At 51.4% G+C, this 24,206-nt stretch carries 25 protein-coding genes, 1 tRNA gene, 1 pseudogene and 1 riboswitch; of the genes and pseudogenes, 18 read left to right on the forward strand and 9 right to left on the reverse strand.

What is annotated here, in order from left to right:
- Nucleotides 1-251: 251 nt before the first annotated feature.
- Entirely contained in the window at nucleotides 252-2,426 is a 2,175-nt protein-coding gene (gene katG / locus H0247_RS11960) for a catalase/peroxidase HPI (RefSeq protein ID WP_180742801.1), read from the forward strand.
- Between the two features lie 50 nt (nucleotides 2,427-2,476).
- Here katG and H0247_RS11965 read toward each other — a convergent pair whose 3' ends face one another.
- The gene (locus H0247_RS11965) at nucleotides 2,477-2,761 is read right to left on the reverse strand and encodes a DUF3861 domain-containing protein (protein WP_180742728.1); all 285 of its coding nucleotides are present in this window, start codon (nucleotides 2,759-2,761) and stop codon (nucleotides 2,477-2,479) included.
- Between the two features lie 81 nt (nucleotides 2,762-2,842).
- Here H0247_RS11965 and H0247_RS11970 point away from each other — a divergent pair, with 81 nt between their 5' ends.
- The 6 genes and pseudogenes from H0247_RS11970 to H0247_RS20020 all read left to right on the forward strand — a co-directional run bounded on the left by H0247_RS11970 (nucleotide 2,843) and on the right by H0247_RS20020 (nucleotide 7,170).
- Nucleotides 2,843-3,256: a MarR family winged helix-turn-helix transcriptional regulator gene (locus H0247_RS11970; RefSeq protein ID WP_180742729.1), complete on the forward strand. Its 414-nt coding sequence runs from the start codon at nucleotides 2,843-2,845 to the stop codon at nucleotides 3,254-3,256.
- 186 nt (nucleotides 3,257-3,442) lie between these two features.
- A riboswitch (guanidine-I (ykkC/yxkD leader) is annotated at nucleotides 3,443-3,544 on the forward strand.
- A gap of 59 nt (nucleotides 3,545-3,603) precedes the next feature.
- A complete protein-coding gene (locus H0247_RS11975) occupies nucleotides 3,604-4,662 on the forward strand; it encodes a putative urea ABC transporter substrate-binding protein (protein ID WP_180742730.1) in 1,059 nt (352 codons plus the stop codon).
- A 23-nt stretch (nucleotides 4,663-4,685) separates the two neighbouring features.
- Nucleotides 4,686-5,501: an ABC transporter permease subunit gene (locus tag H0247_RS11980; protein WP_180742731.1), complete on the forward strand. Its 816-nt coding sequence runs from the start codon at nucleotides 4,686-4,688 to the stop codon at nucleotides 5,499-5,501.
- Nucleotides 5,498-5,644: pseudogene (locus tag H0247_RS11985) on the forward strand (ATP-binding cassette domain-containing protein); the annotation flags it as partial. The gene H0247_RS11980 and the pseudogene H0247_RS11985, both read left to right, overlap by 4 nt.
- A gap of 101 nt (nucleotides 5,645-5,745) precedes the next feature.
- Nucleotides 5,746-6,579, forward strand: coding sequence for a biotin carboxylase N-terminal domain-containing protein (locus H0247_RS20015; protein WP_370463328.1), 834 nt, complete (start codon nucleotides 5,746-5,748; stop codon nucleotides 6,577-6,579).
- 21 nt (nucleotides 6,580-6,600) lie between these two features.
- Complete coding sequence (locus tag H0247_RS20020) at nucleotides 6,601-7,170, forward strand: biotin/lipoyl-containing protein (RefSeq protein WP_370463329.1); 570 nt, start codon at nucleotides 6,601-6,603, stop codon at nucleotides 7,168-7,170.
- 213 nt (nucleotides 7,171-7,383) lie between these two features.
- Here the strand turns inward: H0247_RS20020 and H0247_RS11995 are convergent.
- Together H0247_RS11995 and H0247_RS12000 are read right to left on the reverse strand one after the other, a co-directional pair.
- Nucleotides 7,384-7,460: transfer RNA gene (locus tag H0247_RS11995), tRNA-Val, on the reverse strand.
- A gap of 160 nt (nucleotides 7,461-7,620) precedes the next feature.
- On the reverse strand, nucleotides 7,621-8,994 hold the full coding sequence (locus tag H0247_RS12000) for an MATE family efflux transporter (protein ID WP_180742732.1): 1,374 nt from the start codon (nucleotides 8,992-8,994) through the stop codon (nucleotides 7,621-7,623).
- Nucleotides 8,995-9,242: 248 nt separating this feature from the next.
- Between H0247_RS12000 and H0247_RS12005 the strand changes: the two genes are divergently transcribed.
- Nucleotides 9,243-9,878 (forward strand): riboflavin synthase subunit alpha, encoded by a 636-nt coding sequence (locus tag H0247_RS12005; protein WP_180742733.1) that lies wholly within the window; start codon nucleotides 9,243-9,245, stop codon nucleotides 9,876-9,878.
- A gap of 98 nt (nucleotides 9,879-9,976) precedes the next feature.
- Here H0247_RS12005 and purR read toward each other — a convergent pair whose 3' ends face one another.
- Nucleotides 9,977-11,002: an HTH-type transcriptional repressor PurR gene (gene purR / locus H0247_RS12010; RefSeq protein WP_180742734.1), complete on the reverse strand. Its 1,026-nt coding sequence runs from the start codon at nucleotides 11,000-11,002 to the stop codon at nucleotides 9,977-9,979.
- A gap of 376 nt (nucleotides 11,003-11,378) precedes the next feature.
- On the opposite strand from purR, the gene H0247_RS12015 reads away from it, so the two are divergent.
- A complete protein-coding gene (locus H0247_RS12015) occupies nucleotides 11,379-11,468 on the forward strand; it encodes a YnhF family membrane protein (RefSeq protein WP_121575788.1) in 90 nt (29 codons plus the stop codon).
- A gap of 97 nt (nucleotides 11,469-11,565) precedes the next feature.
- Here H0247_RS12015 and H0247_RS12020 read toward each other — a convergent pair whose 3' ends face one another.
- Nucleotides 11,566-12,420, reverse strand: coding sequence for a C40 family peptidase (locus H0247_RS12020; RefSeq protein WP_180742735.1), 855 nt, complete (start codon nucleotides 12,418-12,420; stop codon nucleotides 11,566-11,568).
- Nucleotides 12,421-12,762: 342 nt separating this feature from the next.
- Between H0247_RS12020 and H0247_RS12025 the strand changes: the two genes are divergently transcribed.
- The gene (locus H0247_RS12025) at nucleotides 12,763-13,113 is read left to right on the forward strand and encodes a Grx4 family monothiol glutaredoxin (RefSeq protein ID WP_010276591.1); all 351 of its coding nucleotides are present in this window, start codon (nucleotides 12,763-12,765) and stop codon (nucleotides 13,111-13,113) included.
- Nucleotides 13,114-13,224: 111 nt separating this feature from the next.
- On the opposite strand, the gene rnt is transcribed toward H0247_RS12025, so the two are convergent.
- Together rnt and gloA are read right to left on the reverse strand one after the other, a co-directional pair.
- Complete coding sequence (rnt, locus tag H0247_RS12030; RefSeq protein WP_180742736.1) at nucleotides 13,225-13,896, reverse strand: ribonuclease T; 672 nt, start codon at nucleotides 13,894-13,896, stop codon at nucleotides 13,225-13,227.
- A 145-nt stretch (nucleotides 13,897-14,041) separates the two neighbouring features.
- Nucleotides 14,042-14,449 (reverse strand): lactoylglutathione lyase, encoded by a 408-nt coding sequence (gene gloA, locus H0247_RS12035; RefSeq protein ID WP_180742737.1) that lies wholly within the window; start codon nucleotides 14,447-14,449, stop codon nucleotides 14,042-14,044.
- A 288-nt stretch (nucleotides 14,450-14,737) separates the two neighbouring features.
- On the opposite strand from gloA, the gene H0247_RS12040 reads away from it, so the two are divergent.
- Together H0247_RS12040 and slyA are read left to right on the forward strand one after the other, a co-directional pair.
- Nucleotides 14,738-14,977: a DUF1289 domain-containing protein gene (locus H0247_RS12040; RefSeq protein WP_180742738.1), complete on the forward strand. Its 240-nt coding sequence runs from the start codon at nucleotides 14,738-14,740 to the stop codon at nucleotides 14,975-14,977.
- Nucleotides 14,978-15,204: 227 nt separating this feature from the next.
- The gene (gene slyA / locus H0247_RS12045) at nucleotides 15,205-15,642 is read left to right on the forward strand and encodes a transcriptional regulator SlyA (protein WP_180742739.1); all 438 of its coding nucleotides are present in this window, start codon (nucleotides 15,205-15,207) and stop codon (nucleotides 15,640-15,642) included.
- Between the two features lie 131 nt (nucleotides 15,643-15,773).
- Here slyA and H0247_RS12050 read toward each other — a convergent pair whose 3' ends face one another.
- The gene (locus tag H0247_RS12050) at nucleotides 15,774-16,241 is read right to left on the reverse strand and encodes a glycine zipper 2TM domain-containing protein (RefSeq protein WP_180742740.1); all 468 of its coding nucleotides are present in this window, start codon (nucleotides 16,239-16,241) and stop codon (nucleotides 15,774-15,776) included.
- A gap of 347 nt (nucleotides 16,242-16,588) precedes the next feature.
- Between H0247_RS12050 and anmK the strand changes: the two genes are divergently transcribed.
- The 5 genes from anmK to pdxY all read left to right on the forward strand — a co-directional run bounded on the left by anmK (nucleotide 16,589) and on the right by pdxY (nucleotide 21,362).
- A complete protein-coding gene (gene anmK / locus H0247_RS12055; RefSeq protein ID WP_180742741.1) occupies nucleotides 16,589-17,701 on the forward strand; it encodes an anhydro-N-acetylmuramic acid kinase in 1,113 nt (370 codons plus the stop codon).
- 97 nt (nucleotides 17,702-17,798) lie between these two features.
- Nucleotides 17,799-18,116, forward strand: coding sequence for an MliC family protein (locus H0247_RS12060; protein WP_180742742.1), 318 nt, complete (start codon nucleotides 17,799-17,801; stop codon nucleotides 18,114-18,116).
- A gap of 106 nt (nucleotides 18,117-18,222) precedes the next feature.
- Complete coding sequence (gene pdxH, locus H0247_RS12065; protein ID WP_180742802.1) at nucleotides 18,223-18,903, forward strand: pyridoxamine 5'-phosphate oxidase; 681 nt, start codon at nucleotides 18,223-18,225, stop codon at nucleotides 18,901-18,903.
- A gap of 236 nt (nucleotides 18,904-19,139) precedes the next feature.
- Nucleotides 19,140-20,417 (forward strand): tyrosine--tRNA ligase, encoded by a 1,278-nt coding sequence (tyrS, locus tag H0247_RS12070; RefSeq protein WP_015840590.1) that lies wholly within the window; start codon nucleotides 19,140-19,142, stop codon nucleotides 20,415-20,417.
- Between the two features lie 84 nt (nucleotides 20,418-20,501).
- Nucleotides 20,502-21,362, forward strand: coding sequence for a pyridoxal kinase PdxY (pdxY, locus tag H0247_RS12075; protein ID WP_180742743.1), 861 nt, complete (start codon nucleotides 20,502-20,504; stop codon nucleotides 21,360-21,362).
- A 46-nt stretch (nucleotides 21,363-21,408) separates the two neighbouring features.
- Here pdxY and gstA read toward each other — a convergent pair whose 3' ends face one another.
- Nucleotides 21,409-22,017, reverse strand: coding sequence for a glutathione transferase GstA (gene gstA, locus H0247_RS12080; RefSeq protein WP_180742744.1), 609 nt, complete (start codon nucleotides 22,015-22,017; stop codon nucleotides 21,409-21,411).
- Nucleotides 22,018-22,811: 794 nt separating this feature from the next.
- On the opposite strand from gstA, the gene H0247_RS12085 reads away from it, so the two are divergent.
- On the forward strand, nucleotides 22,812-24,116 hold the full coding sequence (locus H0247_RS12085; RefSeq protein WP_180742745.1) for a dicarboxylate/amino acid:cation symporter: 1,305 nt from the start codon (nucleotides 22,812-22,814) through the stop codon (nucleotides 24,114-24,116).
- The last annotated feature ends 90 nt before the right edge of the window (nucleotides 24,117-24,206 follow it).

Genomic DNA, 24,206 nt, shown 5'->3' on the forward strand with positions numbered 1-24,206 from the left:
AATCAGGCGCATTATCGCTAGCGGTTCTGGCGGCGAGATTATTGATGCAGATAGGAAAAATGTGCGATTAAGTCGCTTTTCATCAGCTTAAACTATCGCAGAAGTTAGCATATACAATTATAAATTATAGGGAGACTCTGGCACTGTCTTGCATCAAGAAGAGGGAATTGGCGAAGGCTCCGTAAGGCTATTGGAGTATGACCCTGCCTTCTTGCAGCGTTTAAGGCAATGCAACATACTGGGAGATAATGATGGACGAGAATAAAACGAAACCAGCCGGCAAGTGTCCGGTTATGCACGGCGGAAATACTTCTACTGGCTCATCAAACACCGACTGGTGGCCAAATGCCCTCAATCTCGACATTCTTCATCAGCATGATACCAAGACCAACCCGTTAGGCAGTGATTTCAGCTATCGCGATGCCCTCAAAACCCTCGATGTCGATGCCCTCAAAAAAGACCTGCATACACTGATGACCGATAGCCAGGAGTGGTGGCCAGCGGATTGGGGTCACTACGGCGGCCTGATGATTCGTATGGCCTGGCACTCGGCGGGCTCCTACCGCACGACCGATGGTCGCGGCGGCGGCGGAACCGGTAACCAGCGTTTTGCACCGCTCAACTCCTGGCCAGATAACGTGAGTCTCGATAAAGCGCGCCGTTTACTGTGGCCAATCAAGAAAAAATACGGCAATAAACTGAGCTGGGCAGACCTGATTATTCTGGCGGGTAATATCGCCTACGAATCTATGGGGCTGAAAACATTCGGCTTCGCCTTTGGGCGTGAAGATATCTGGCATCCAGAAAAAGACATTTACTGGGGTCCCGAAAAAGAGTGGCTGGCGAAGAGCACTGGGCGCTACGGCAGCGATGATCGTACCACGTTGGAAAACCCGCTGGCTGCCGTACAGATGGGGCTGATTTACGTTAACCCAGAAGGTGTTGATGGCAATCCCGATCCGCTGCGTACCGCACAGGATATGCGCGTAACGTTCTCCCGTATGGCGATGAATGATGAAGAAACTGTTGCACTGACGGCGGGTGGACATACGGTAGGTAAAACCCACGGTAATGGCGACGCCAGCCTGCTGGGTAAGGCACCGGAAGGGGCCGATGTTGGAGAACAGGGCCTCGGCTGGCACAATCCGACAGGGTCGGGCAAAGGGCGCTACACCGTCACCAGCGGGCTGGAAGGCGCCTGGACAACGCACCCGACGCAGTGGGATAACGGCTTCTTCCATATGCTGTTGAATCACGAATGGGAACTGAAAAAGAGTCCGGCGGGCGCGTGGCAGTGGGAACCTGTCAGCATTAAAGAAGAAGACAAACCGGTGGATGTGGAAGACCCGTCTATCCGTTACAACCCGATGATGACCGATGCTGACATGGCGCTGAAGGTTGACCCAGAATACCGCAAAATATCTGAACGTTTCTATCAGGATCAGGCTTATTTCTCCGAAGTCTTTGCCCGCGCGTGGTTCAAACTGACGCACCGCGATATGGGGCCGAAAACGCGCTACATTGGTCCAGATGTGCCGCAGGAGAACTTACTGTGGCAGGATCCGGTTCCGGCTGGCCGTACCGACTATGATGTTGATGTGGTCAAAGCACGTATTGCAGAAAGTAGCCTTTCCATCAGTGAACTGGTCGCAACCGCTTGGGACAGCGCTCGTACGTTCCGTGGTTCCGATATGCGCGGTGGTGCTAACGGTGCGCGTATTCGTCTCGCGCCGCAGAAAGACTGGGTCGGGAACGAACCGGAGCGTCTGGCGCGAGTGCTGGTCGTACTGGAAAGTATTGCGGCTGCAACCGGAGCCAGTGTGGCCGATACCATTGTGTTGGCCGGTAATGTGGGGATTGAGAAAGCCGCGAAAGCGGCAGGCGTGAATATTACCGTGCCGTTTGCACCGGGACGCGGTGACACCACCGATGCCCTGACCGATGCAGAGTCTTTCGATGTCCTCGAACCCATCCACGATGGCTACCGCAACTGGTTGAAGAAAGATTATGCCGTGAGCCCAGAAGAACTGATGCTCGATCGCACCCAACTGATGGGGTTGACGGCGAAAGAGATGACGGTGCTGGTTGGTGGGCTGCGTGTGTTGGGAACCAACTACGGTGGCACGAAACACGGCGTATTTACCGATCGTGAAGGGGCGCTGACGAATGATTTCTTCGCCAACCTGACCGACATGAAATACACTTGGAAGCCATACCGTAAAGACCTGTATGAAATCCGCGATCGTAAAACGGGTGAAGTCAAATGGACCGCGACGCGTCTGGATCTGGTCTTTGGTTCCAACTCCATTCTGCGTTCCTACGCCGAGGTGTACGCACAGGACGACAGCAAAGAGAAGTTTGTGAATGACTTTGTTGCTGCCTGGGTGAAAGTGATGAATGCGGATCGCTTCGATCTGGCAGAGTAAGACTCATGCTCCCCACGCTGGTGTTTTCACGGCGCGGGGAGCAGCATTTTTTACTGCGGCCCCTTTGCGGATCCCTGCTTCTTGAGATTCAGCATAAATTCCCTGAACGGGGCGGCGAACTCCTTAAACAGCGGGTGCTTTCTATTCTGCATCATCACTTCACTAAATAGCTTCAACCCCACAATAAAGGCCTGAGTCTGTTCCGGCGTCATGTCCATTTTGCCATCGACTTTTTCCAATATCTTGAACACATCATCGTGAATTGAGTATTCAAACGACAGCGTGCGCTGCGGCTCTGCTTTTTCTTCCACCGTAATCTGATAGGTGTTTCCCATTGTGGCCTCGGTAAATTGAACTTGTGATAGATAATTGATAAAATCAACTATATGATCATTGGTTGATTGAGTCAATAAAGCATGATGAAAGCGCTTTTTGCCTTACTGGAAAGCTATAAGGCACAGATGCAGGAACAGATGAAGGCGCACGACATTAGTCTGGATGTGGTGCATGTCCGGTTATGTAAGATCATCGCGATGGAAGGGCGTATTACGCCCCAGTCGCTGGCGAAAAGGGTCTGTCGGGATAAAGCACAGATCACCCGCATGGTCGCGGAGCTGGTCAAACGCGATTATGTCCGCAAGGTCGATAATCCCGATGATGGCCGCAGCGTGTGGCTCAGTTTGTCCGATAAAGGCGTCGCGTTTACACAGGTTTTTCTGCATCAGGAAAAGCAGATTGAGGCGCAAATGCTTCAGTCGCTGTCCCCTGAAGAACGAGCCACGTTTAGTGCGCTGCTGGAAAAAATAGCGGCCAGCCGTTCTGCACACTAGGCCTCGAATCCGCTAACCCTATCTGCACTGCCGTGAAGCGTCCTCGTTGTGCTACTGCACCGCGATAGCGGCGTGCTTCTCCGCATCATTCCCCTTATAAACCACAGCCGTACCGGCACTTTCGGTGCTGGCACGCCTTTTGCTCTTCTCTATTCGGGACAGCACCACGCATGGCGCTGAACAACCTGAATAGCTGGCTAGGGTTCCGATCCATATCCTATGGATGTCTGGTCCGAGAGCTGGCAACCTCCAGTTGAGGTTACACGGCGGGATAAAAGCCCGGGAGACAGCAACACCCATGGTGTCGCGCTGTTCCCGCTTTTTTCCTACTCAACCGGAGGTCTGGCATGATCCTATCTCGTTTACTGGGCGTTTGCGTCCTCAGTCTCTCAGTGCTGCTGAGTTTCCCTTCTCAGGCTGCGCCTAAAACGCAATTCAACGTGTGCTGGACGATCTATGCCGGATGGATGCCGTGGGGGTTCATCGCCACACAGGGCATTATCGATAAATGGGCCGACAAGTACGGCATCAAGATTAAGGTCACCCAGCTTAACGACTACGTCGAGTCGATCAACCAATACACCGCCGGACAGTTTGACGGCTGCACGATGACCAATATGGATGCGCTGACCATTCCGGCTGCGGGTGGTGTGGATACCACGGCGCTGCTCCTTGGCAGTTTCTCGGCGGGCAACGATGGCATCGTGCTCAAAGGCAAAGGGAAAACGCTGAGCGATTTGCGCGGGATGAAAGTCAACCTGCCTGAACTCTCTGTCTCGCATTATCTGCTGGTGCGCGGTCTGGAAACCGCTGGCTTGAGAGAACGGGACGTCACGGTCGTCAACACCTCAGATGCTGATATTGTCGCCGCCTTCTCCACTCGTAGCGTGCAGGCTGCCGTCGCCTGGAACCCCCAGCTTTCTGCAATCAAAAGCCAGCCGGACACCACGGAAGTCTTTCAGTCCGGCCAGATTCCTGGTGAGCTGATCGACATGATGGTCGTGAATACGCAGACGCTACAGGATAATCCGGCGTTGGGCAAAGCGCTAGCTGGTGCCTGGTTTGAAATGATGGCGCTAATGAAAGCGGGCGACAAACCAGCGCTGGAGTCCATGGCTGCCGCCTCTGGCACCGATTTAGCGGGCTATCAGGCGCAGTTAAAAACCACCCATCTGTTTTATTCCGCGCAGGACAATCTGGCGTTTCTGACCAGTCTGGATCTCCCTAACACCATGAAGCGCGTGGCGGAGTTCTCCTTTGATAAAGGGTTACTTGGTGCAGGCGCACAGAGCGCAGATTTTATCGGCATGACGTTCCCCAGACAGATTACTCAGGGCGACAGCGCCAATGTGAAGCTGCGCTTTGACGACACCTTCGTGCGTCTGGCCGCAGAGAACAAACTCTGATCCTACAGACTGGAGAGACTACCGTGCGTTTGATCAATCGCTACCCCAGTCGGGGCGGACGGCTGTTGCTGATTCTACTGCCGTTTGTCGTGCTGCTGGCGCTGTACCTCATCGGGTCAGCGCTGCGGCTGGAGGCTAACCCCAATGACAAACTCCTGCCGAGTCTCGGGCAAATGGCCGAGGCGATTCAGCGCATGGCATTCACCGAGGACAAACGCAGTGGGGATTACCTGTTCTGGCTGGATACGCAGGCCAGTCTGGTGCGTCTCGCGCTGGGGCTGGGGATCGCCAGTCTGTTGAGCCTGCTATTCGGGGTTGCGGCAGGCGCGTTCCCGCTGTTTCGCGCCTCGCTCTCGCCGCTGATGACCGTGCTGTCGATGATTCCGCCGCTGGCGATTTTGCCCATCCTGTTTATCGTCTTCGGGCTGGATGAACTCTCGAAAGTGATGCTGATCGTCATTGGCGTCACGCCGATGCTGGCGCGCGATCTTGAACAGCACGCCCGCAACATACCGCAGGAAACGCTGATTAAAGCCCAGACACTGGGCGCGAACAGTTGGGTTGTGGTACTGCGCGTTATTCTGCCGCAGTTGCTGTCGCGTCTGCTGATTTCACTGCGGCTGCTGCTGGGCGCGGCGTGGCTGTTCCTGATTTCTGTCGAAGCAATTTCGGCAACGGCTGGGCTGGGTTATCGCATCTTTTTGGTACGCCGCTATCTGGCGATGGACGTGATTCTGCCTTACGTCGTGTGGATCACGCTGCTGGCATGTCTCATGGATAGGGCGCTGCGCTGGCTGCATCGTCGTGGCTTCCCATGGTCAGAGGAAAGCAAAGCATGAGTTTTATTGAGATCGATAACATCTGGCAGGAATACGGCGACCACGTTGTGCTGGAACGGCTCAATCTGAACGTTGAGGAAGGGGCGTTTTGCACCATGGTTGGCGCATCCGGCTGCGGTAAATCCACCTTTCTGCGCCTGCTCAGCATTATCTGTTTCAGCAGCACCTGACCGTTACCGCGATGGACGACCATCATGCGGATCGCATTTTGGCGGGACGACCCGCCCTTGCATGAGTCTAGCGTATGTTCGACCAACTTCTGATTGCTAACCGTGGCGCGATTGCGTGCCGTATTCTGCGTTCGCTGCGCGAGATGAACGTCCGTGGTGTCGCAGTCTATTCCGATGCCGATATCAGTAGCCTGCATATTCAGGACGCCGATGAAGCTATTAGCCTGGGCGAGGGCGCGGCGGTGCGCACCTATCTGGATGTAGACAAAATTCTCTCTGCGGCTCGGCGCAGCGGCGCGCAGGCCATTCATCCCGGCTATGGTTTTCTGTCTGAGAATGCGGCGTTTGCCGAAGCCTGCGAAGCTGCGCAGATTGCCTTTGTCGGGCCGACGCCGCAGCAGCTACGGGTATTTGGTTTAAAGCACACGGCGCGCGCGCTGGCGAAGCAGCACAACGTACCGCTGCTGGAAGGCACCGAGCTGCTGGAAAATATTGATGTGGCTCTCGGTGCGGCGGCAACAATCGGCTATCCGGTCATGCTTAAAAGCACGGCCGGAGGCGGTGGGATCGGGATGCGCGTCTGCTATAGCGCCACGGAACTGTCCGACGCGTTTGAAACAGTAAAGCGTCTGGGGCAGAACAACTTCAGCGATGCGGGCGTATTCATCGAAAAGTATATCGAACGCGCCCGGCATCTGGAGGTACAGATCTTTGGTGATGGTCAGGGATATGTGCTGGGGCTGGGCGATGTTTACCTCGGCGCACCGGTGGCAACGCCGCTGGATCCACGCCACCGTTTGATCACCACCAAATATAATCCAGCGCGTACCTGGACGGCGGAAAACTCGGTGGGCATCGGCGGCGCGTACCTGTGCGTGTACGGCATGGAAGGGCCAGGCGGTTACTAGTTTGTCGGCCGCACGCTGCAAATGTGGGATCGCTATCGTGGCGTTGGCGCATTTGACGGTAAACCGTGGCTGCTGCGTTTCTTTGATCAAATTCGCTTTTATCCAGTGTCGGCCGATGAGTTGTTATCGATCCGACGGGATTTCCCGCTAGGGCGCTACCCGTTACGGATCGAGCAAAGCGAGCTGGCGCTAAACGCCTATCAGGATTTCCTGTCGCGGGAAGCGGAAGACATCGAGGCATTTCGCGTGCACCAGCGAGCGGCGTTTGAGGCGGAGCGCGAGCGCTGGCGTATTGCCGGTCAATCGGTGACGGATAGCGTGGACGTGGTGATTGAAGAGGAGAGCGAAGCACCGATCCTGCCGGAACAGGTCGGCGTAGCAAGCCCGATTTCCGGTAATCTCTGGCAGGTGACGACGGAGATCGGAAAAACGGTAGCCGAGGGAGAAACGCTGATGATCCTCGAATCCATGAAAATGGAAATCCCGATTGTCTCGCCGCAGCGCGGTATTGTGCGGGATATTCGCTGTCAGCCTGGCGCATCCGTTCGCGCGGGGCAGTGCGTAGTGGTGATCGAATCACAAGCGGAATAACGGCGGCGCTCTGTCGTATAGATCACAAATAGTCTAATTAGGTAATCAGCAATTATTAAAACACAGGTTGGGGGAGAAATAGGCTCTGGCCTGTTAATACAGACGCTACACTAATTGGCTGATAGAGAATGGTAGCTACTCTGATAATAACAGTGCTAAACGATTATTTATAAAGGGCAATAAAAAGGGATTAATTCAAAGAAAAAAAAGGAATGGTGCGTTCAATTGGACTCGAACCAACGACCCCCACCATGTCAAGGTGGTGCTCTAACCAACTGAGCTATGAACGCATTGAAATACCGAACTGCCTGTCTGACAGCGAGGCGAATAGTAGCGAGCGAGGGGGAAACTGGCAAGAGGAAAAATGCAATTTTGTGCTCTTGCCAGTGCGATTGCTGGGGTTGTGTCCATTGTGTCGTTTTTTTCGACGTAAACTGGATGAAACGTTATCTAGCGTGCGGCGCGCGCTAAAATCCGTGCGGCGGGTTGACGCTGGAGAAAACGAATTCGCGTCACCATCATCACGGCCGCTGCCGTCAGGCCAATGATGAAACCACACCAGAAGCCCGCAGGCCCCATGCGCGGCACGATAATATCCGTCAACGCCAGCAGATAGCCACTCGGTAGGCCCAAGACCCAGTACGCCGTGAACGTAATATAGAAAATTGACCGGGTATCTTTATAACCGCGCAAAACACCACTGCCGATCGCCTGAACGGCATCGGAAATTTGATAAACGGCAGCCAACAGCATGAGCTGAGAAGCCATCGCTACAACCAGCGGATCCTGATTATAGAGCAGAGCGATAGGCTCACGCAGCAGTGTGGTGAAAATGGCCGTACAGCTGGCTAATGCCACGCCGGCCATGATACCGGTGTGTGCGGCGATGCGTGCGTTCTCAACCGAACCTTCTCCTAAGCGATGCCCGACGCGAATGGTCGTGGCGACCCCCACCGAGAGAGGAAGAACGAACATCAGCGAACTGAAATTCAGGGCAATCTGGTGACCGGCCACATCGACGACGCCCAGCGGCAACACTAACAGCGCCACCACGGCAAACAGTGTCACTTCAAAAAGTAATGCCAGCGCGATAGGTAAGCCGAGGCCAAAGAGGCGTTTCAGCACGGCAACGTCCGGGCGGAATGCAGGACGGTGCAGGCGGATATCGCGTAGCCAGGAAGCGTGTCGGGTATAGAACATCATCAATAGCATCATAATCCAGTAAACCGAGGCAGTAGCCACGCCGCAGCCAACGCCGCCCAGTTCGGGCATGCCAAATTTACCGTGAATAAAGATGTAGTTGATCGGGATGTTGATTAACAGCCCGATGAATCCAATCATCATGCCGGGGTAGGTTTTGGATAGCCCTTCACATTGGCAGCGCAAAACCTGATAGAACAAATAACCAGGCACACCCCACAGTAGCGCATGCAGGTAGCTAATTGCCTTTGCCGCCAACTCGGGCGAGCCGTCGCTCATCAGGTTAATGGCGTATCCCCCCTGATACAGCACCAGCATCGTAAGCACAGAAATGATGGCGGCGAGGAGGAAGGACTGTCGCACCTGATAAGAGATGCGATCACGTCTGCCGGAACCGTTGAGCTGTGCGACAACGGGCGTCAGCGCCAACAGCAGGCCATGGCCAAAAAGAATGGCGGGGAGCCAGATAGAGGTCCCTACGGCGACGGCGGCCATATCGGTGGCGCTATAAGCACCGGCCATGACGGTGTCAACCACACCCATCGACGTTTGGGACACTTGCGCAATAATGACAGGAACAGCAAGCGCCGATAATTTACGCGCTTCTGTCAGATACTGTTGCACGGATACCTTCCTTGAATGACTTAATTTTGCTAGCGGGATGAATAATCTGGATATGGAAAACGTCAAGAATAAAACGAGAACGTTATTGTAACGACTTAATAAAAGTAAACCAGCTTGAAAGAGAATATATTCTTTTTGTTACGCTGCAGTTTCTATAATGTCTGACGCAACGTATTCCGGTTTGGTTTTCCGCGGAATATCGGGCACACTGCACAACGTCATTTCTTTGTTTTTAAGAGGCAAACCGCATGTTTACCGGTATTGTTCAGGGCACCGCGCCGGTGGTGTCGATTGAAGAAAAATCCAATTTCCGCACGCACGTTGTCCAACTTCCACCTGATCTGCTGCCCGGACTTGTGCCCGGTGCCTCGGTGGCGCACAACGGCTGTTGCCTGACCGTAACTGCCATTGATGGCGATCGTGTCAGCTTCGATCTCATGAAAGAAACGCTGCGACTAACGAATCTGGGCGATATTCATGAAGGCGATGTGGTGAATATTGAACGTGCCGCGAAATTCGGTGACGAGATTGGTGGACACGTCATGTCAGGCCATATCATGTGTACGGCGGAAGTGGTGAAGATTCAGGTGTCAGAGAATAACCATCAGATTTGGTTCCGTCTGGCAGATGAAACACTGATGAAATACGTGCTACATAAAGGCTTCGTTGGGATTGATGGCATCAGCCTGACAGTAGGAGAAGTGACCCGCGGACGTTTCTGCGTGCATTTAATTCCAGAAACGCTGAACCGCACCACGTTGGGACAGAAGCGTCTGGGACATCGCATCAATATTGAAATCGACCCGCAGACCCAGGCCGTGGTGGATACGGTTGAGCGCGTGTTGGCGAGCAAGCAGGCGAGCGACTTGGGCAAAGAAGAGTAATTTCGGCGTTGCCTGTGCTTGTAAACCGGACGAATAGCCTCGTCCGGTTTTTCTTTTCTGTCAGCGTGAACGTCTATTTTTCTTTCGTGCTGCTGCACTTAGCGGCGATAGTCGAGGTAAGGGCCATCTGCCACCGAGCGGCGTTCGATTAGCGTTGGGTGCACTTCGATCACGTGTGCATCTTCTCGCTTACTGGTAATGCGATCCAGCAACATCGCAAAGGCGGACTGCCCCAGACGCTCTTTCGGTTGATGAATGGTGGTCAGCGCCGGTGTAAAGAAACGCGCGTGGCGCACGTTGTCATAACCGATCACTGAAATATCTTGCGGTACGCGCAGACCCAGTTCGTCTGCCGCACAGATGGCGCCCATCGCCATAATGTCGCCACCGCAGAATACGGCCGTTGGCCGCTGTTTCTGCGCAAGAATTTGATGCATGGCTTTATAACCGGATTCCGGCTCGAAATCGCCCTGAACCACCCACTCTTCACGCACGGTGATATCGGCTTCTTTCAGCGCTTTTAAAAAGCCGAGGTAGCGCCCGCTGCCGGTGTTACGTTCTTGAATACCGGGAATGGCACCAATATCCCGATGGCCGCGTTCGATAAGATAGCGACCTGCCATATAACCGCCTTCAAAGGCGTTATCGATAATTGTATCGGTAAAGCCGCTGTGCATCTGGCCCCAGTCCATCACGACCATTGGGATACTGCGATAATCTTCTAACATCGCCAGCAGCTCGGGGGGATATTCGGCACACATCACCAACAGGCCGTCGACGCGTTTTTGCGCCAGCATGGAAAGATAAGCGCGCTGTTTACCGATGTCGTTATGCGAATTACACAGTACCAGCGTGTAACCTTTGGCATAGCAGCTGTTTTCGACGGCTTCGATGATTTCGGCGAAATAGGGGGCTTCGCTGGATGTGGCCAGCAAACCGATTGATTTGGTGTGATTAACTTTGAGGCTGCGGGCGACGGCGCTGGGCGAATAGTGCAACTCTTTGATTGCTGCCCTGACGGCTGCCTTAGTCTCTTCGGCGACGAAACGTGTTTTATTGATCACGTGCGATACGGTTGTGGTAGAAACGCCAGCACGCTTTGCCACATCTTTAATCGTTGCCATCTAAAAATGACTCCTGAACTTACCTGTTACAGACGTAAGTATATTGTTAATCGTTTGCCTACGTTTAATATTCTTCTTCTAAGCTAAAAAACAGGATTTCAGAAGGAGAATGCCGAATGTTATACCGAAGGGATCTGGGTTGACGTTTTTCGACCGATACGCAGCGCTTTCATAAACAGCGGATTGTGTCCGATTTATCATGAAAGGGAAAGGGCTAATTTATACTATTAGTGATGCATTGGTCCGAGATTTTTCACTAAAATTATGAAAGAATCGTAATAACCCTATTTTTTGTGGTTTTAACCGCTTGGATGGGTTCGCGTAAAAGGCGGTTTCCTCTTTCAGATAAAATTTGTTCGTTAATAAGGAGTGGTTTATGGATACAGATCTGAAGATGTCTTTGCTGACAACGGTTGGCGCACTGGCGATGATCATTGTGTTCAGTTTTGTTGCGGTGCTGAACTAACCGAACGATGCCTCTGTGTGATTTCGGCATTCAGACACGTTTATGCTACGTAAAACGTGTCTGAATCGTTCTTCTTCTTCGATGTCGAATCCGTTTCTCAACGAATCGTCTGTGGCGTCACCACCCGACGTGCACCAACGTAGTGTTCCTGCCAATAATCTTCACTCAGTTTGCTGATACGAATATCTGAACCGGTACGCGGCGACTGGATAAATTTCCCTTCTCCCAGATAAACCCCGACGTGATCGGCCGCGCCACGATTATTGATGCGGAAGAAAACCAGATCGCCACTTTCCAGTTCGCTCTTTTTTATCGGAGCGGCGTCACGCAGGTGGTACATTTCGTTTGCAGTGCGTGGAATTTGGATCTTGACGACATCTTTGTAGGCGTAATAGACCAGCCCGCTACAGTCAAATCCGGTAAAGGGAGACGAACCGCCCCAGTGGTAAGGTTTACCTATCTGGCTCATCAACTTATTCATTGCGGTCGTTTTGGCATGTTGATAACGTTTTTTATGTGCTGCGCTTAGGGCCATTCCTTTTTCTGTCGGCGCTGGATTTTTCTCCACTTTCCCCTTGAGAGCGGTCTTCTTCAGTCCGGTTTTGACTCTGGCTTGTGCGGTGGTTTGTTTCTCTTCTTCAGGTTTCAGCCTTTTAAGATTTTTTTTCACGAGCGCGGGCGTGCTGCTTTGCGTCCGTGACGGTTTTTTTTCTGTTGATTTGTTTACGCTGCGAGGCTTGGTTTTCGTGCTGACAGCGGTAGTAGGTTCTGGTTTTTTGCTTTTGATCGGTGTTGGTGACTTCGCATTACCCTTTGTTTGACGACTTTTCTTATTGGTTTCTTCAACAGCGCTTTTCTTTGGCGCGGAATGCGGGGTATGCGGTGCAGCCTGAACGACGTTCAGGGACAGATTGCTGAAAAATAATATAAAAAGAGTAATAAACAAGCGCATAATAAAAGTGACCGAACATAATCCTTAACTCGCTCAATCCACACAGTATTCCTGAAAACGGCGACATAAAAAAGTGGGCATGGTCGCTTTATTCATACAGAATAGTGAAAAAACGTTAATAGTTGTTTTTTTGATTGATTTATCAACGCTTTTTGGCGTTGATTTCATCAAGGGCGAATAACTTGCAGGGAAAATACCCCTACAAAAAATGGCGTTTTTTTGTGGCTGGTGGCATCGGTACAATATCACTGAGTCAATGTCGCTGTCGTAGTACCTCTGACGGCGGCTCATGGTTAGCGTTTTGGACGTTAGCCATCCTATAAGGTTTAAGGAAGCAAGAATATGACGACACCGACAATTGAAAAAATTCAGCGCCAAATTGCTGAAAACCCAATTCTGCTGTACATGAAAGGCTCCCCGAAATTGCCAAGCTGCGGTTTTTCCGCCCAGACGGTTCAGGCGTTGTCTGCATGCGGCGAGCGTTTTGCGTATGTGGATATTTTACAGAACCCAGATATTCGCGCTGAGCTGCCAAAATACGCGAACTGGCCAACATTCCCACAGCTGTGGGTTGACGGTGAGTTGATTGGCGGTTGTGATATCGTGGTTGAAATGTTTCAGCGTGGGGAACTACAACCGCTGATCAAAGAAACGGCCGACAAATACAAAGCGCAGCAGGCCGATCAAGAGTAATACTTTCTTTTGACGTAACGACGATGCCCAATGTTGTTACGATGCAAGCGTAAATCCTTCCAGCGGGTGCCTTATGGCACCCGTTCTTTTATCTCTGATTTTCCGGTCTTTTTAGTCTTCGGCTGACGCGTCTTCCAGCGAATGTTCTTCCTGCGCAATCGGCCATCCACCCAGACGTTTCCAGCGGTTAACCAGCTCACAGAACAGCAAGGCTGTCTGATTGGTATCATACAGCGCGGAGTGTGCCTGGCTGGAGTCAAACGCAATACCCGCAGTGATACAGGCTTTAGCAAGGACGGTTTGGCCTAACACCAGCCCGCTAAGTGCCGCGGTATCGAAGGTGGCGAAAGGGTGGAAGGGGTTGCGTTTTAGGCTACAGCGCTCCGCTGCCGCCATCATGAAACTGTGATCGAAGGTGGCATTATGCGCCACGATAATGGCACGGTTGCAGCCTTGATCCTTGATCCCTTTACGCACGACTTTGAAAATTTCATGTAGCGCATCATATTCGCTCACGGCGCCGCGTAGCGGGTTGGTGGGATCAATGCCGTTAAACGCGAGCGCGGCGGGTTCGAGGATCGCGCCTTCGAATGGTTCAACATGAAAATGTAGCGTTTCATCTGGCTGTAACCAACCGTCTTGATCCATTTTTAATGTTACCGCCGCAACTTCCAGCAAGGCATCGGTTTTCGCATTAAATCCGGCGGTTTCTACATCAATCACTACCGGGTAAAACCCACGAAAACGGCCGCTCAGGGCGTTCAGATCACTTTTATCAGCCATTGGTCTCTTAGTTGTTAGCAAAACGCAGCGCGCATTATTGCAAATTTTGACCGGAGATGCAGCATGCCCGTGCTGTTTCAAATGGCGGAGATAACAGAAGAAGGAGGAGAACAGGTGCTGATGCAGCACCTGTAGAATACGGAGATTAGTGACCGATGCCGTTACCGGCGTGGGCGTTTTCGATCAATTCGATTTTATAACCGTCTGGATCCTCGATGAACGCGATCACGGTTGTGCCACCTTTGACTGGGCCCGCTTCACGCGTGACATTGCCACCCGCTTTGCGGATACGCTCACAGGTTGCGGCAACATCATCAACGCCCAGTGCGATGTGGCCATAGGCGTTGCCCAGATCATAGCTGTCGACGCCCCAATTGTAGGTCAGTTCGATCACTGCACCTTCGCTCTCTTCGGTATAACCGACAAAAGCCAGCGTGTATTTGTATTCGGTATTCTCGCTGGTGCGCAGCACGCGCATCCCCAGAACCTGAGTATAGAAATCGATAGAACGTTGTAAATCGCCAACACGCAGCATGGTATGAAGTAAACGCATAGTGTCCTCGTTAAAAAGTGCAACAAAGAAGGAAGTATAGCGTTGTGGCTCTGTCGAGTCCAAGTTGTTGGGATGATGCTAAAAATGCGACACTATGGTGAGGTTTGTGTTAAAACGTACTGACAGGAGGCATAAATAGCGTATTGGGGCATTTTTAGGCCGCCTGGCGTGTAAGAAATCGTCAGTTATTACAATGGTTACCTAATTATTTTCATTGTGACTGTCTGTTTGGGCTTGCCAGCGGTAAAGAACAGGGCTTCAATAAATAGAGTTGTAGCAGGAGGTGTTGTGCCAGAGCAACTTGAACTCTTTGTTGTCCCTAATCCATGCCGTGGTATTTGTCAGGCGGATGAAGGCGGGTATTGTCGCGGTTGCTTTCGCAGTCGTCATGAGCGCTTTAGTTGGGGCCAAATGAGTGATGCGCAGAAACAGGATGTGCTGCGTTTGTGTCGGCAGAGAATGAAACGCTCACAGCGTTCAGAGAAAACCGATACACCAGCAGAATCCCGTCAGCCATCGTTGTTTTAAGTCATCTTGTGTTAGATGATCTATTTACGTGGAATTTTGTTTAAGCAACGCAGGAGCGTTCGATTGAATAAAATAAGCCCGAGATCATTTTTAAAAGACTTTTATTTGATAGAATCCATTCTTTGATAGTTCTATTTTTACAACAATAAAGTCGTTTCTTATTTTATAAATCAGAGTTGATTGCAATCCAGGGATATAACTTAGCGTGCTAACAATAAGGAGAGGTGATGGAATTGCCATTAGGATCTGATTTAGCCCGTCTGGTGCGCGTGTGGCGTGCGCTAGTCGATCATCGGTTAAAACCACTAGAACTGACCCAGACACATTGGGTTACGTTGCATAACATATACCATTTACCCCCCGGCCAATCGCAGATTCAATTGGCCAAAGCGATAGGGATTGAGCAACCCTCATTGGTCCGAACACTGGATCAACTGGAGGAAAAAGGGTTAATCACTCGCCATGTTTGTGCGCACGATCGTCGGGCAAAACGTATTATGCTGACCGAATCAGCAGAGCCGATCATACAGGCAGTCAATGGTGTAATTAGCCATACACGTAATGAAGTATTATTTGGCATTACGCCGGAGCAGGTTGATGAATTAGCGCTGCTGGTTGCACGCCTTGAGAAAAATATATTGGCATTACAAGAGAATGAAGCGTAGTAAATTTTGGGCTACAAAGAGGGAGAATTAAATCTCGGCAATATTACCGATATTCGTTATTGGTTATTCATTCCGGGAATTGATTATTCGTTGTGACGCTCGCCACAGTCCGTGGCGAGCGTCACACAGCATTAGCGTGGGGAAACGGTGATGCTACGGCCATTGCTGGCCATAGCAACGCGTTGACCTGCGCTAAATTTCGTATCACCTTGTTTCTGTACGACCATAATCGTGCTGCCGTCATCACGACGAATTTCCAGCTCTACGCCCTGTGTGCGGTTCAGTGCGCTCGTTGCACTTTGACCCGCGACGCCACCGGCTACCGCACCAGCGGCTGTCGCCAGACTACGGCCAGAACCACCGCCAATCGTGTTGCCCAAGAAACCACCTAGTACAGCACCGCCTAGTGCGCCGATCACATTAGAGTCTTCTCCTGCCTGAATCTGAACCGGTCGCGTGGAAACAATTGTACCGTAGGTCACGGTCTGCACCTGTTTAGCTTCAGACGCACTGTAAACATCACCTGAAAGTGTACTGGTATTAGCACAACCAGCCAGCGTGATACCTGCAAGGGTAACCACAAGTAAACGCTTCATCATATACAAACTCCTTAATCGCGAATATGTCGGGCTGGCTCAGCCGCTGCCGACGCAGTGTTATACCAATAAATTATGGTCTGGCTCAGTGTAGCATGCCACTCTTTTTACTCTTTTTTCAGAATATAATAGTGCGCTTAAATTGCGTATAAACAGAGGAGTAAATAGCACGAGAAGTGGCTTTTTTTGTAGCAAATATTATCAAAAACCCTCATTTGGTTAAAACCTAGCCCGTGTGGCAAAAACGCAAAAAATTTAATAATTCAGCGTGTTAACGTGCTACTTTTATTCTCGACGTAACGGTTGTTATTGGTGTTCTCTTTTTATCCCACAGGAGCAAAGGCTACATAATGAGATCAGGCAGATATATTGGCGTAATGTCCGGCACCAGCCTCGATGGTGTGGATGTTGTGCTAGCCGCGATTGACGAACATACGGTTGCTCAGCAGGCCAGCTACTGTCACCCGATCCCGCAGGATATCAAAATGGCGATCCTGGGGATGTGTCAGGGGCAGGCGGTGACGCTGTCGGCGCTGGGGCAGTTGGATACGCGTCTGGGGATCTTGTTTGCCGAAGCGGTACTGGCGCTGCTTAAAGAGACGGAATTGGCGGCTCAGGATATTACTGCGATTGGCTGCCATGGGCAGACGGTCTGGCATGAGCCCACGGGGGAGGCGCCCTGCACGTTGCAGGTCGGTGATAATAATCGTGTCGCCGCATTGACGGGTATTACAACCGTAGGGGATTTTCGTCGCCGGGATTTGGCTTATGGCGGGCAAGGCGCGCCGCTGGTGCCATCGTTCCACCATGCGTTGCTGTTACATCCTGTCGAACGGCGTATCGTGCTCAACATTGGAGGCATCGCCAATCTGTCGTTGCTGGTGCCGGGGGCGCCCGTGCGCGGTTACGATACCGGTCCCGGCAATATGTTGCTGGATGCTTGGATCTGGCGGCATTGTGCTCAGCCGTATGATAAAGACGCTATGTGGGCAACGAGCGGGCAGGTTAACCCGTTATTACTTCGTCGGATGTTGGCCGATCCGTATTTTGCGTTACGGGCACCAAAAAGCACTGGACGTGAGTATTTCAATCTGGGTTGGCTGGAGAGAATGCTGGCTGACCTACCGCCGATGGCGCCGCAGGATGTTCAGGCAACGCTGGCTGAGTTAACCGCGATGAGCATCGCCGAACAGGTGCTGCTGGTCGGCGGATGCGAACGTTTACTGGTTTGTGGCGGTGGGGCGCGCAATCCGCTCATCATGACGCGTCTCTCGGCGCTGCTGCCGGGCATCGAAGTTAGCACGACGGATGAATGTGGCGTAAGCGGCGATGACATGGAAGCGCTGGCATTTGCCTGGCTGGCTTCACGCACGTTGTCGGGACTGTCGGGCAACCTGCCGTCTGTTACGGGAGCAAGTCAGGAAACGGTGTTAGGCGCGATTTATCCAGTCAACGCGGATTAATCAGATTTTGCCGAGAGGTTCAGGTTTATCCTCTTGTTAAACTTCAAGGTACGGCAGCGTCAGTTGCCGTCATCAACAAGAATGACAGGAGAAAAGAATGAAACGATTGCTGACGGGGACAGCGCTGATTCTGCTGAGTGGATGCAGCTATTTTGGTCATAAGCAAACAGTGGAAACGCTGCATTATCAATGTGGCACTATGCCGCTAACGGTGACGCTACAGCAGGGCGGCGAAATGCCTTCGCAGGTGAGTTTCCTGCTGGATGGCGAACGTCTGGCTCTCCCTCAGGTGGTGTCCGCTTCTGGCGTCCGATACAGCAATGATACCTACACATTCTGGATCAAAGGCGATCGCGCATTTATCCAACGTGGTGAACGGGTTATCGTAGACGACTGCGTGTTGGCACCGATGTAACTATGTCGCACGGTCGCGGTGTTACTGCTGATTGCGATTTTTCGGGTACGGGAGCAAAATGGGATTTTCGCCCGCTTCTGGCCCGACATTGCGACAGCAGGACATTATGACTCAGGAACGCTCCCCCTCTGATAGTACTCCTCTTCAACCCGCCGATATCGCCGACATCCGCCGTGAATACACGCGTGGTGGGCTTCGTCGTAGCGATCTTCCGGCTAACCCGTTGGATTTGTTTGAACGCTGGTTGAAGCAGGCCTGCGACGCGAAACTGGCCGATCCTACCGCGATGTCCGTCGCGACCGTCGATGAGCATGGGCAACCTTACCAACGTATCGTTCTGTTGAAACACTATGATGAGAAAGGCATGGTGTTTTATACCAATATGGGCAGCCGCAAAGCCCATCACCTGGAAAACAATCCACGTATTAGCCTGCTGTTCCCTTGGCATATGCTGGAACGACAGGTAATCGTGCTGGGGCGTGTGGAGAAACTACCGGCGCTGGAGGTGCTGAAATATTTCCACAGCCGCCCGAAAGACAGCCAGATTGGTGCGTGGGTATCTAAGCAGTCCAGCCGGATTTCAGCGCGCGGCGTGCTAGAGAGTAAATTTTTGGAATTGAAGCAAAAATTCCAGAATGGCGAGGTACCTTTGCCGAGCTTCTGGGGAGGCTTCCGCGTCGTTATCGATTCTGTGGAGTTTTGGCAGGGCGGTGAGCACCGCTTGCACGATCGATTTTTCTATCAGCGGCAGGAAGAAGGCTGGCAGATTGATCGTTTAGCGCCTTAATCGCGAAATATCCGTGTTAAACGCTGGCGCTCCTATCATCAGCACTTTATCCTATGAAGTTTCGCGTTGACTGGGCATTGCACAGCGATAGGGCGTTTATAGCGTGTTGCGTAAGGTAATGCGGCAGTGAAATCATCATGCGACAGCAGGCAGGTATGCTGCGCATTTCTCACGGCGTTGTGCGTATCCCAAAGAGGGAACGTAACGGCCTGTTTTTTATAAAAATGGAGTTATCGATGGCGAGTAGTAACCTGATTAAACAATTGCAAGAGCGGGGCTTGATTGCCCAGGTGACGGATGAGGGTGCGTTAGCAGAGCGGCTGGCGCAAGGGCCAATTGCACTGTATTGCGGCTTTGATCCCACCGCTGACAGCTTGCATTTGGGGCATCTGGTGCCGCTGCTTTGCCTGAAACGCTTCCAGTTGGCCGGCCACAAGCCGGTGGCACTGGTAGGCGGTGCCACCGGCTTGATCGGCGACCCTAGTTTTAAAGCGACAGAGCGTAAGCTGAACACAGCTGACACCGTGGGTGAATGGGTAGAGAAGATCCGTCGTCAGGTATCTCCATTCCTGGATTTTGACTGCGGCAAAAACAGCGCCATCGCGGCCAATAATTACGATTGGTTCGGTGGTATGAACGTGCTGGATTTCCTGCGTGATATCGGCAAACATTTCTCCGTTAATCAGATGATTAACAAAGAAGCTGTCAAGCAGCGTTTAAACCGTGATGATGTCGGTATTTCATTCACCGAATTTTCTTACAATCTGCTGCAGGGATATGACTTTGCCTCGCTGAACAAGCAGCATGACGTCGAACTGCAAATCGGAGGGTCTGACCAGTGGGGCAACATCACCTCCGGTATCGATTTAACGCGCCGTATGAACCAGAAACAGGTTTACGGTTTGACTGTGCCGCTGATCACCAAATCTGACGGAACGAAGTTCGGTAAAACGGAAGGCGGCGCGATCTGGCTTGATGCCAGCAAGACCAGCCCTTACAAATTCTACCAGTTCTGGATCAACACAGCGGATGCCGATGTGTACCGCTTCCTGAAATTCTTCACGTTCATGAGCCTCGAAGACATCGACGCGCTGGAAGAAGAAGACAAAAACAGCGGCAAAGCTCCACGTGCGCAGTACGTGTTGGCGGAAGAAGTGACCCGTATGGTGCATGGCGAAGCGGGCCTGGAAGCCGCTCGTCGTATTACGCAAAGCCTGTTTTCTGGTGCATTGCAGGATATGACGCAGGACGATTTTGCCCAACTGGCGCAGGATGGTATGCCGATTATTGAACTGGAAAACGGTGCGGATTTGCAACAGGCGTTGGTGAGTGCCGAGCTGGTGCCGTCACGCGGCCAGGCTCGTACCATGATCTCCTCGAATGCGGTAACGATTAACGGCGAAAAACAGGCCGATCCTGAATACACTTTTAGTGCTTCCGATCGTCTGTTTGATCGTTACACTTTGCTGCGTCGTGGTAAGAAGCACTACTGCCTGATCTGCTGGAAAGCATAAGCATTACGAATAAGGGAGCGTCAGCTCCCTTTCTTCTTGTAAGTTGAGGCGCACAGGCGCTGGCAAGGATTTGAGTTGTATCTAATGAAAAATATACTTTCCATCCAATCCCATGTCGTTTTTGGTCATGCTGGTAACAGCGCGGCAGAGTTTCCAATGCGTCGGATGGGCGCAAACGTTTGGCCGTTGAATACGGTGCAATTCTCAAACCATACCCAATACGGCCAGTGGACGGGGTGTGTGATGCCTGCGAGCCACTTGACCGAAGTGGTGCAGGGGATTGCGAATATCGACAAGCTGAAGACCTGTAATGCCGTGCTGAGTGGCTATATTGGCTCTGCTGAGCAAGGCGAGCATATTCTGGGTATTGTGCGTCAGGTGAAAGCGGCTAACCCTGATGCGTTGTACTTCTGTGATCCGGTGATGGGTACGCCGGAAAAAGGCTGTATCGTTGCGCCCGGCGTGTCTGATTTCCACTGCCAGCAGTCGCTGCTCGCGGCCGATATTATCGCGCCGAATCTGCCTGAACTGGAACTCCTCGGTGGCCGTACCGTACATAACGTGGCGGAAGCCGTGGAAACCGCGCGCGCGCTGTGTGAAAAAGGACCAAAAATTGTTCTGGTCAAACACCTTAGCCGCGCGGCTGCGCGTGAAGACAGCTTCGAAATGCTGCTGGTCACGCCGACGGACGCCTGGCACATCAGCCGTCCACTGGTGGAATTTGAACGCCAGCCTGTCGGCGTGGGCGATTTAACCAGTGGATTGCTGCTGGTGAACTTGCTGAAAGGCGTAGCGTTGGATAAAGCGTTGGAACACACTACGGCGGCCGTCTATGAAGTCATGCTGGTGACGAAAGAGATGAATGAATATGAGCTGCAACTGGTGGCGGCTCAGGATGGGATTGCCAATCCGCGTCATCATTTCCAAGCGATTCGCCTGTCGTAAAACGTATAACGCCCCACGTGTCGGGGCGTTATTGCATGCTATTTTTTCAACCTTTCAACCTTTCAACCTTAAGCGCGGTAACGACGGAAGGGCGTTCGGCAATATGGTCGAGGTAAGCCGTCAGCGCAGGGTAGCGGAGCATATCCAGTTTTAGCGACTGCGCCCAACGCATCACGGTAAACAGATACGCATCGGCGATACCGAAGCGGTTGGCGACCAGATAGCTTTGTTCACTCAGCACCAGATTGATATAACGGAACTTAACCTGCAAATACTCCATCAACAGCTCTTTATACGTTTCCGGCGTGCCGGGGCGAAAAAGCGGTGTAAACGTTTTGTGTAGCTCAGCAGAAATGTAGTTCAGCCACTCAACCGTATGGTAGCGTGCTATACCTCCGGTAGGAGCGATAAGGTTACAGTGCGGAACCAGATCGGCGATGTATACGGCGATAGCGACACCTTCGGTCAGGATAGATCCATCATCCAGTTCTAGTGCCGGCACCATCCCTTTTGGGTTGATGAGTGTATAGTCGGTTCCATGTTCGGTCCTTTTCGTGCGTAGGTTGACCTTCTCCAGCTTGAATTCCAGTTTGGATTCGACCAAGATGATGTGTGTAAATAGGGAACAGCTTTCCGCTTGATAAAACAGTTTCATGAAACCCCTTCCCCTTATTATTTTCCCATCAACATTCACGCTGATGATTGTTGCATATGTGACATGTTGTTTCTTTTACAACAAAACATCACTGTAAAGTGTGAGGCTTCTTGCAAAATAAGTCTTATATATGATTCGTACATGAGGTTTAGGAGTACGTGGTCATGCAAGGTTCGTATGTCATAACGAAGGCCGTTTTGTCGGTGTAAACGAGATAGGTAAACCAAACGTTGCAGTGTATGGGTATGCGGCTTTGTAGGGGAGAAAATCATCGATGTTACGGATTGCGGCGGCGGTTTTGGGTGGGTAATTGAACGCTATTCATTAATTATAACTACATCAGTTGATAAGAAAAATTTCATTAGTGACAGGTTTCGTATTTTTCATAACAATCTCAATTTAAGTTATTTCCCCAAGGCTAGTGCCTCATGGATATTTTAAAATGAAAATAGGAGGGGAGATGAAAGGACGCAATTTATTGTCATGCCGATTAAATTATCCCCTTTATTTTTCCCATGTAACAAAAGGGGAGTCGTTATGTTGAGTGACACTTGTAGAGAAAAAAATGAGTTAGCCATGAGGTTACCAGGTGATATCCTCCGTGTTACTGCTCGATTTATATTATTGATGGGAATGCAATAATGTTCCCAATTAACGAGTATTCTGCATCAAGATACAGACAATATTACGAAAAAAATGGGATAGATCGTAAGGCGATGACGAGAATGCATCGATCGGCGAATTCTTAAGAATAATGCGTATTGTCTGATGCTATTCATTATCATGAGGTTACTATGAAAAAGAACAGCTTATTGTTTTTTATCGCCTTAGCTATTGTTCTCGGAATTATTGTCGGCGGGGTTTGTCATTCTGTATTAACTGAGCAGCAAACCAAAGAAGTCGTTTCCTACTTTAATTTAGTGACCGATGTTTTTCTCCGCCTGATAAAAATGATTATTGCGCCATTGGTATTCGCAACATTGGTCTCTGGTCTTGCCAGTATGGGGAATTCTTCCTCCGTCGGCAGAATAGGGCTAAAGGCCATGATATGGTTTATTTGTTCTTCAGTCGTTTCTCTCTTCATTGGCATGTTATTGGCAAATATCTTCGAACCTGGCGTTGGCATGAACCTCGCCGTTCCGAGTACGCCAACAGTGGTAGATACCGGCGTAAGCACTGGCGGATTTACGCTGAAAAGCTTCATTGCGCATATATTTCCACGCAGTATCGTCGAAGCCATGGCGAATAACGAAATATTGCAGATTCTGGTGTTCTCAATGTTCTTCGGTTCTGCATTGGCTTTTGTTAAAGGCCAAAACAAGCATGCCGTTACCATGGAGACGATGGTAGAAGAACTGGCGAAAGTGATGTTTCGGGTGACGGACTATGTCATGCGATTAGCGCCGCTGGCCGTGTTTTCCTCGCTGGCGTCTTCTATTACGACCGAAGGGCTAGGGCTTCTCCTCGATTTTGGCAAAGTCATTGGTGAATTCTACCTTGGTCTGGCGCTGCTGTGGGGGCTCATGTTCGGTGCCGGGACGCTGTTCCTCGGGAAGAAAGCAACCTGGGGTCTGATCAAACTGCTGCGTGAGCCTAGTATGCTGGCGTTTGCGACGGCCAGTAGCGAAGCAGCCTATCCGAAAACAATGGAAGCGCTGAGCGAATTCGGCGTGCCTAAAAAAATCACCAGCTTCGTACTCCCGTTGGGGTATTCCTTTAACCTTGTCGGCTCCATGATCTATCAGGCGTTTGCCATTCTGTTTATCGCGCAGGCTTACAACATCCACTTAAGTTTGACGGAGCAGACCCTGATTCTGCTGACGCTGATGATCACCAGTAAAGGTATGGCTGGCGTAGCGCGTGCCGCCGTCGTCGTGGTTGCTGCAACATTGCCGATGTTCAGCTTACCCGAAGCGGGCATTTTGCTGATTATTGGTATCGATCAGTTCCTGGATATGGGCCGCACGGCGACCAATGTGATTGGTAACGGCATGGCGACCGCAGTTGTGGCCAAGCTGGAGCGAAACCACGATCTGGAAGAACCCGATCATGATCATGCCGACGAAGAAGCAACGGTGATAGCAACTGGGAATGTCTAAATTCGCGTCAGGTTAATACATTGAGACAGACGGCCTTCGGGCCGTTTTTCTCTTCTACTTTCGCTCTCCTCTGCTTGCTGCTTTTACTGT

The organism is Pectobacterium sp. CFBP8739 (assembly GCF_013449375.1).
Classification (GTDB): Bacteria; Pseudomonadota; Gammaproteobacteria; order Enterobacterales; family Enterobacteriaceae; genus Pectobacterium.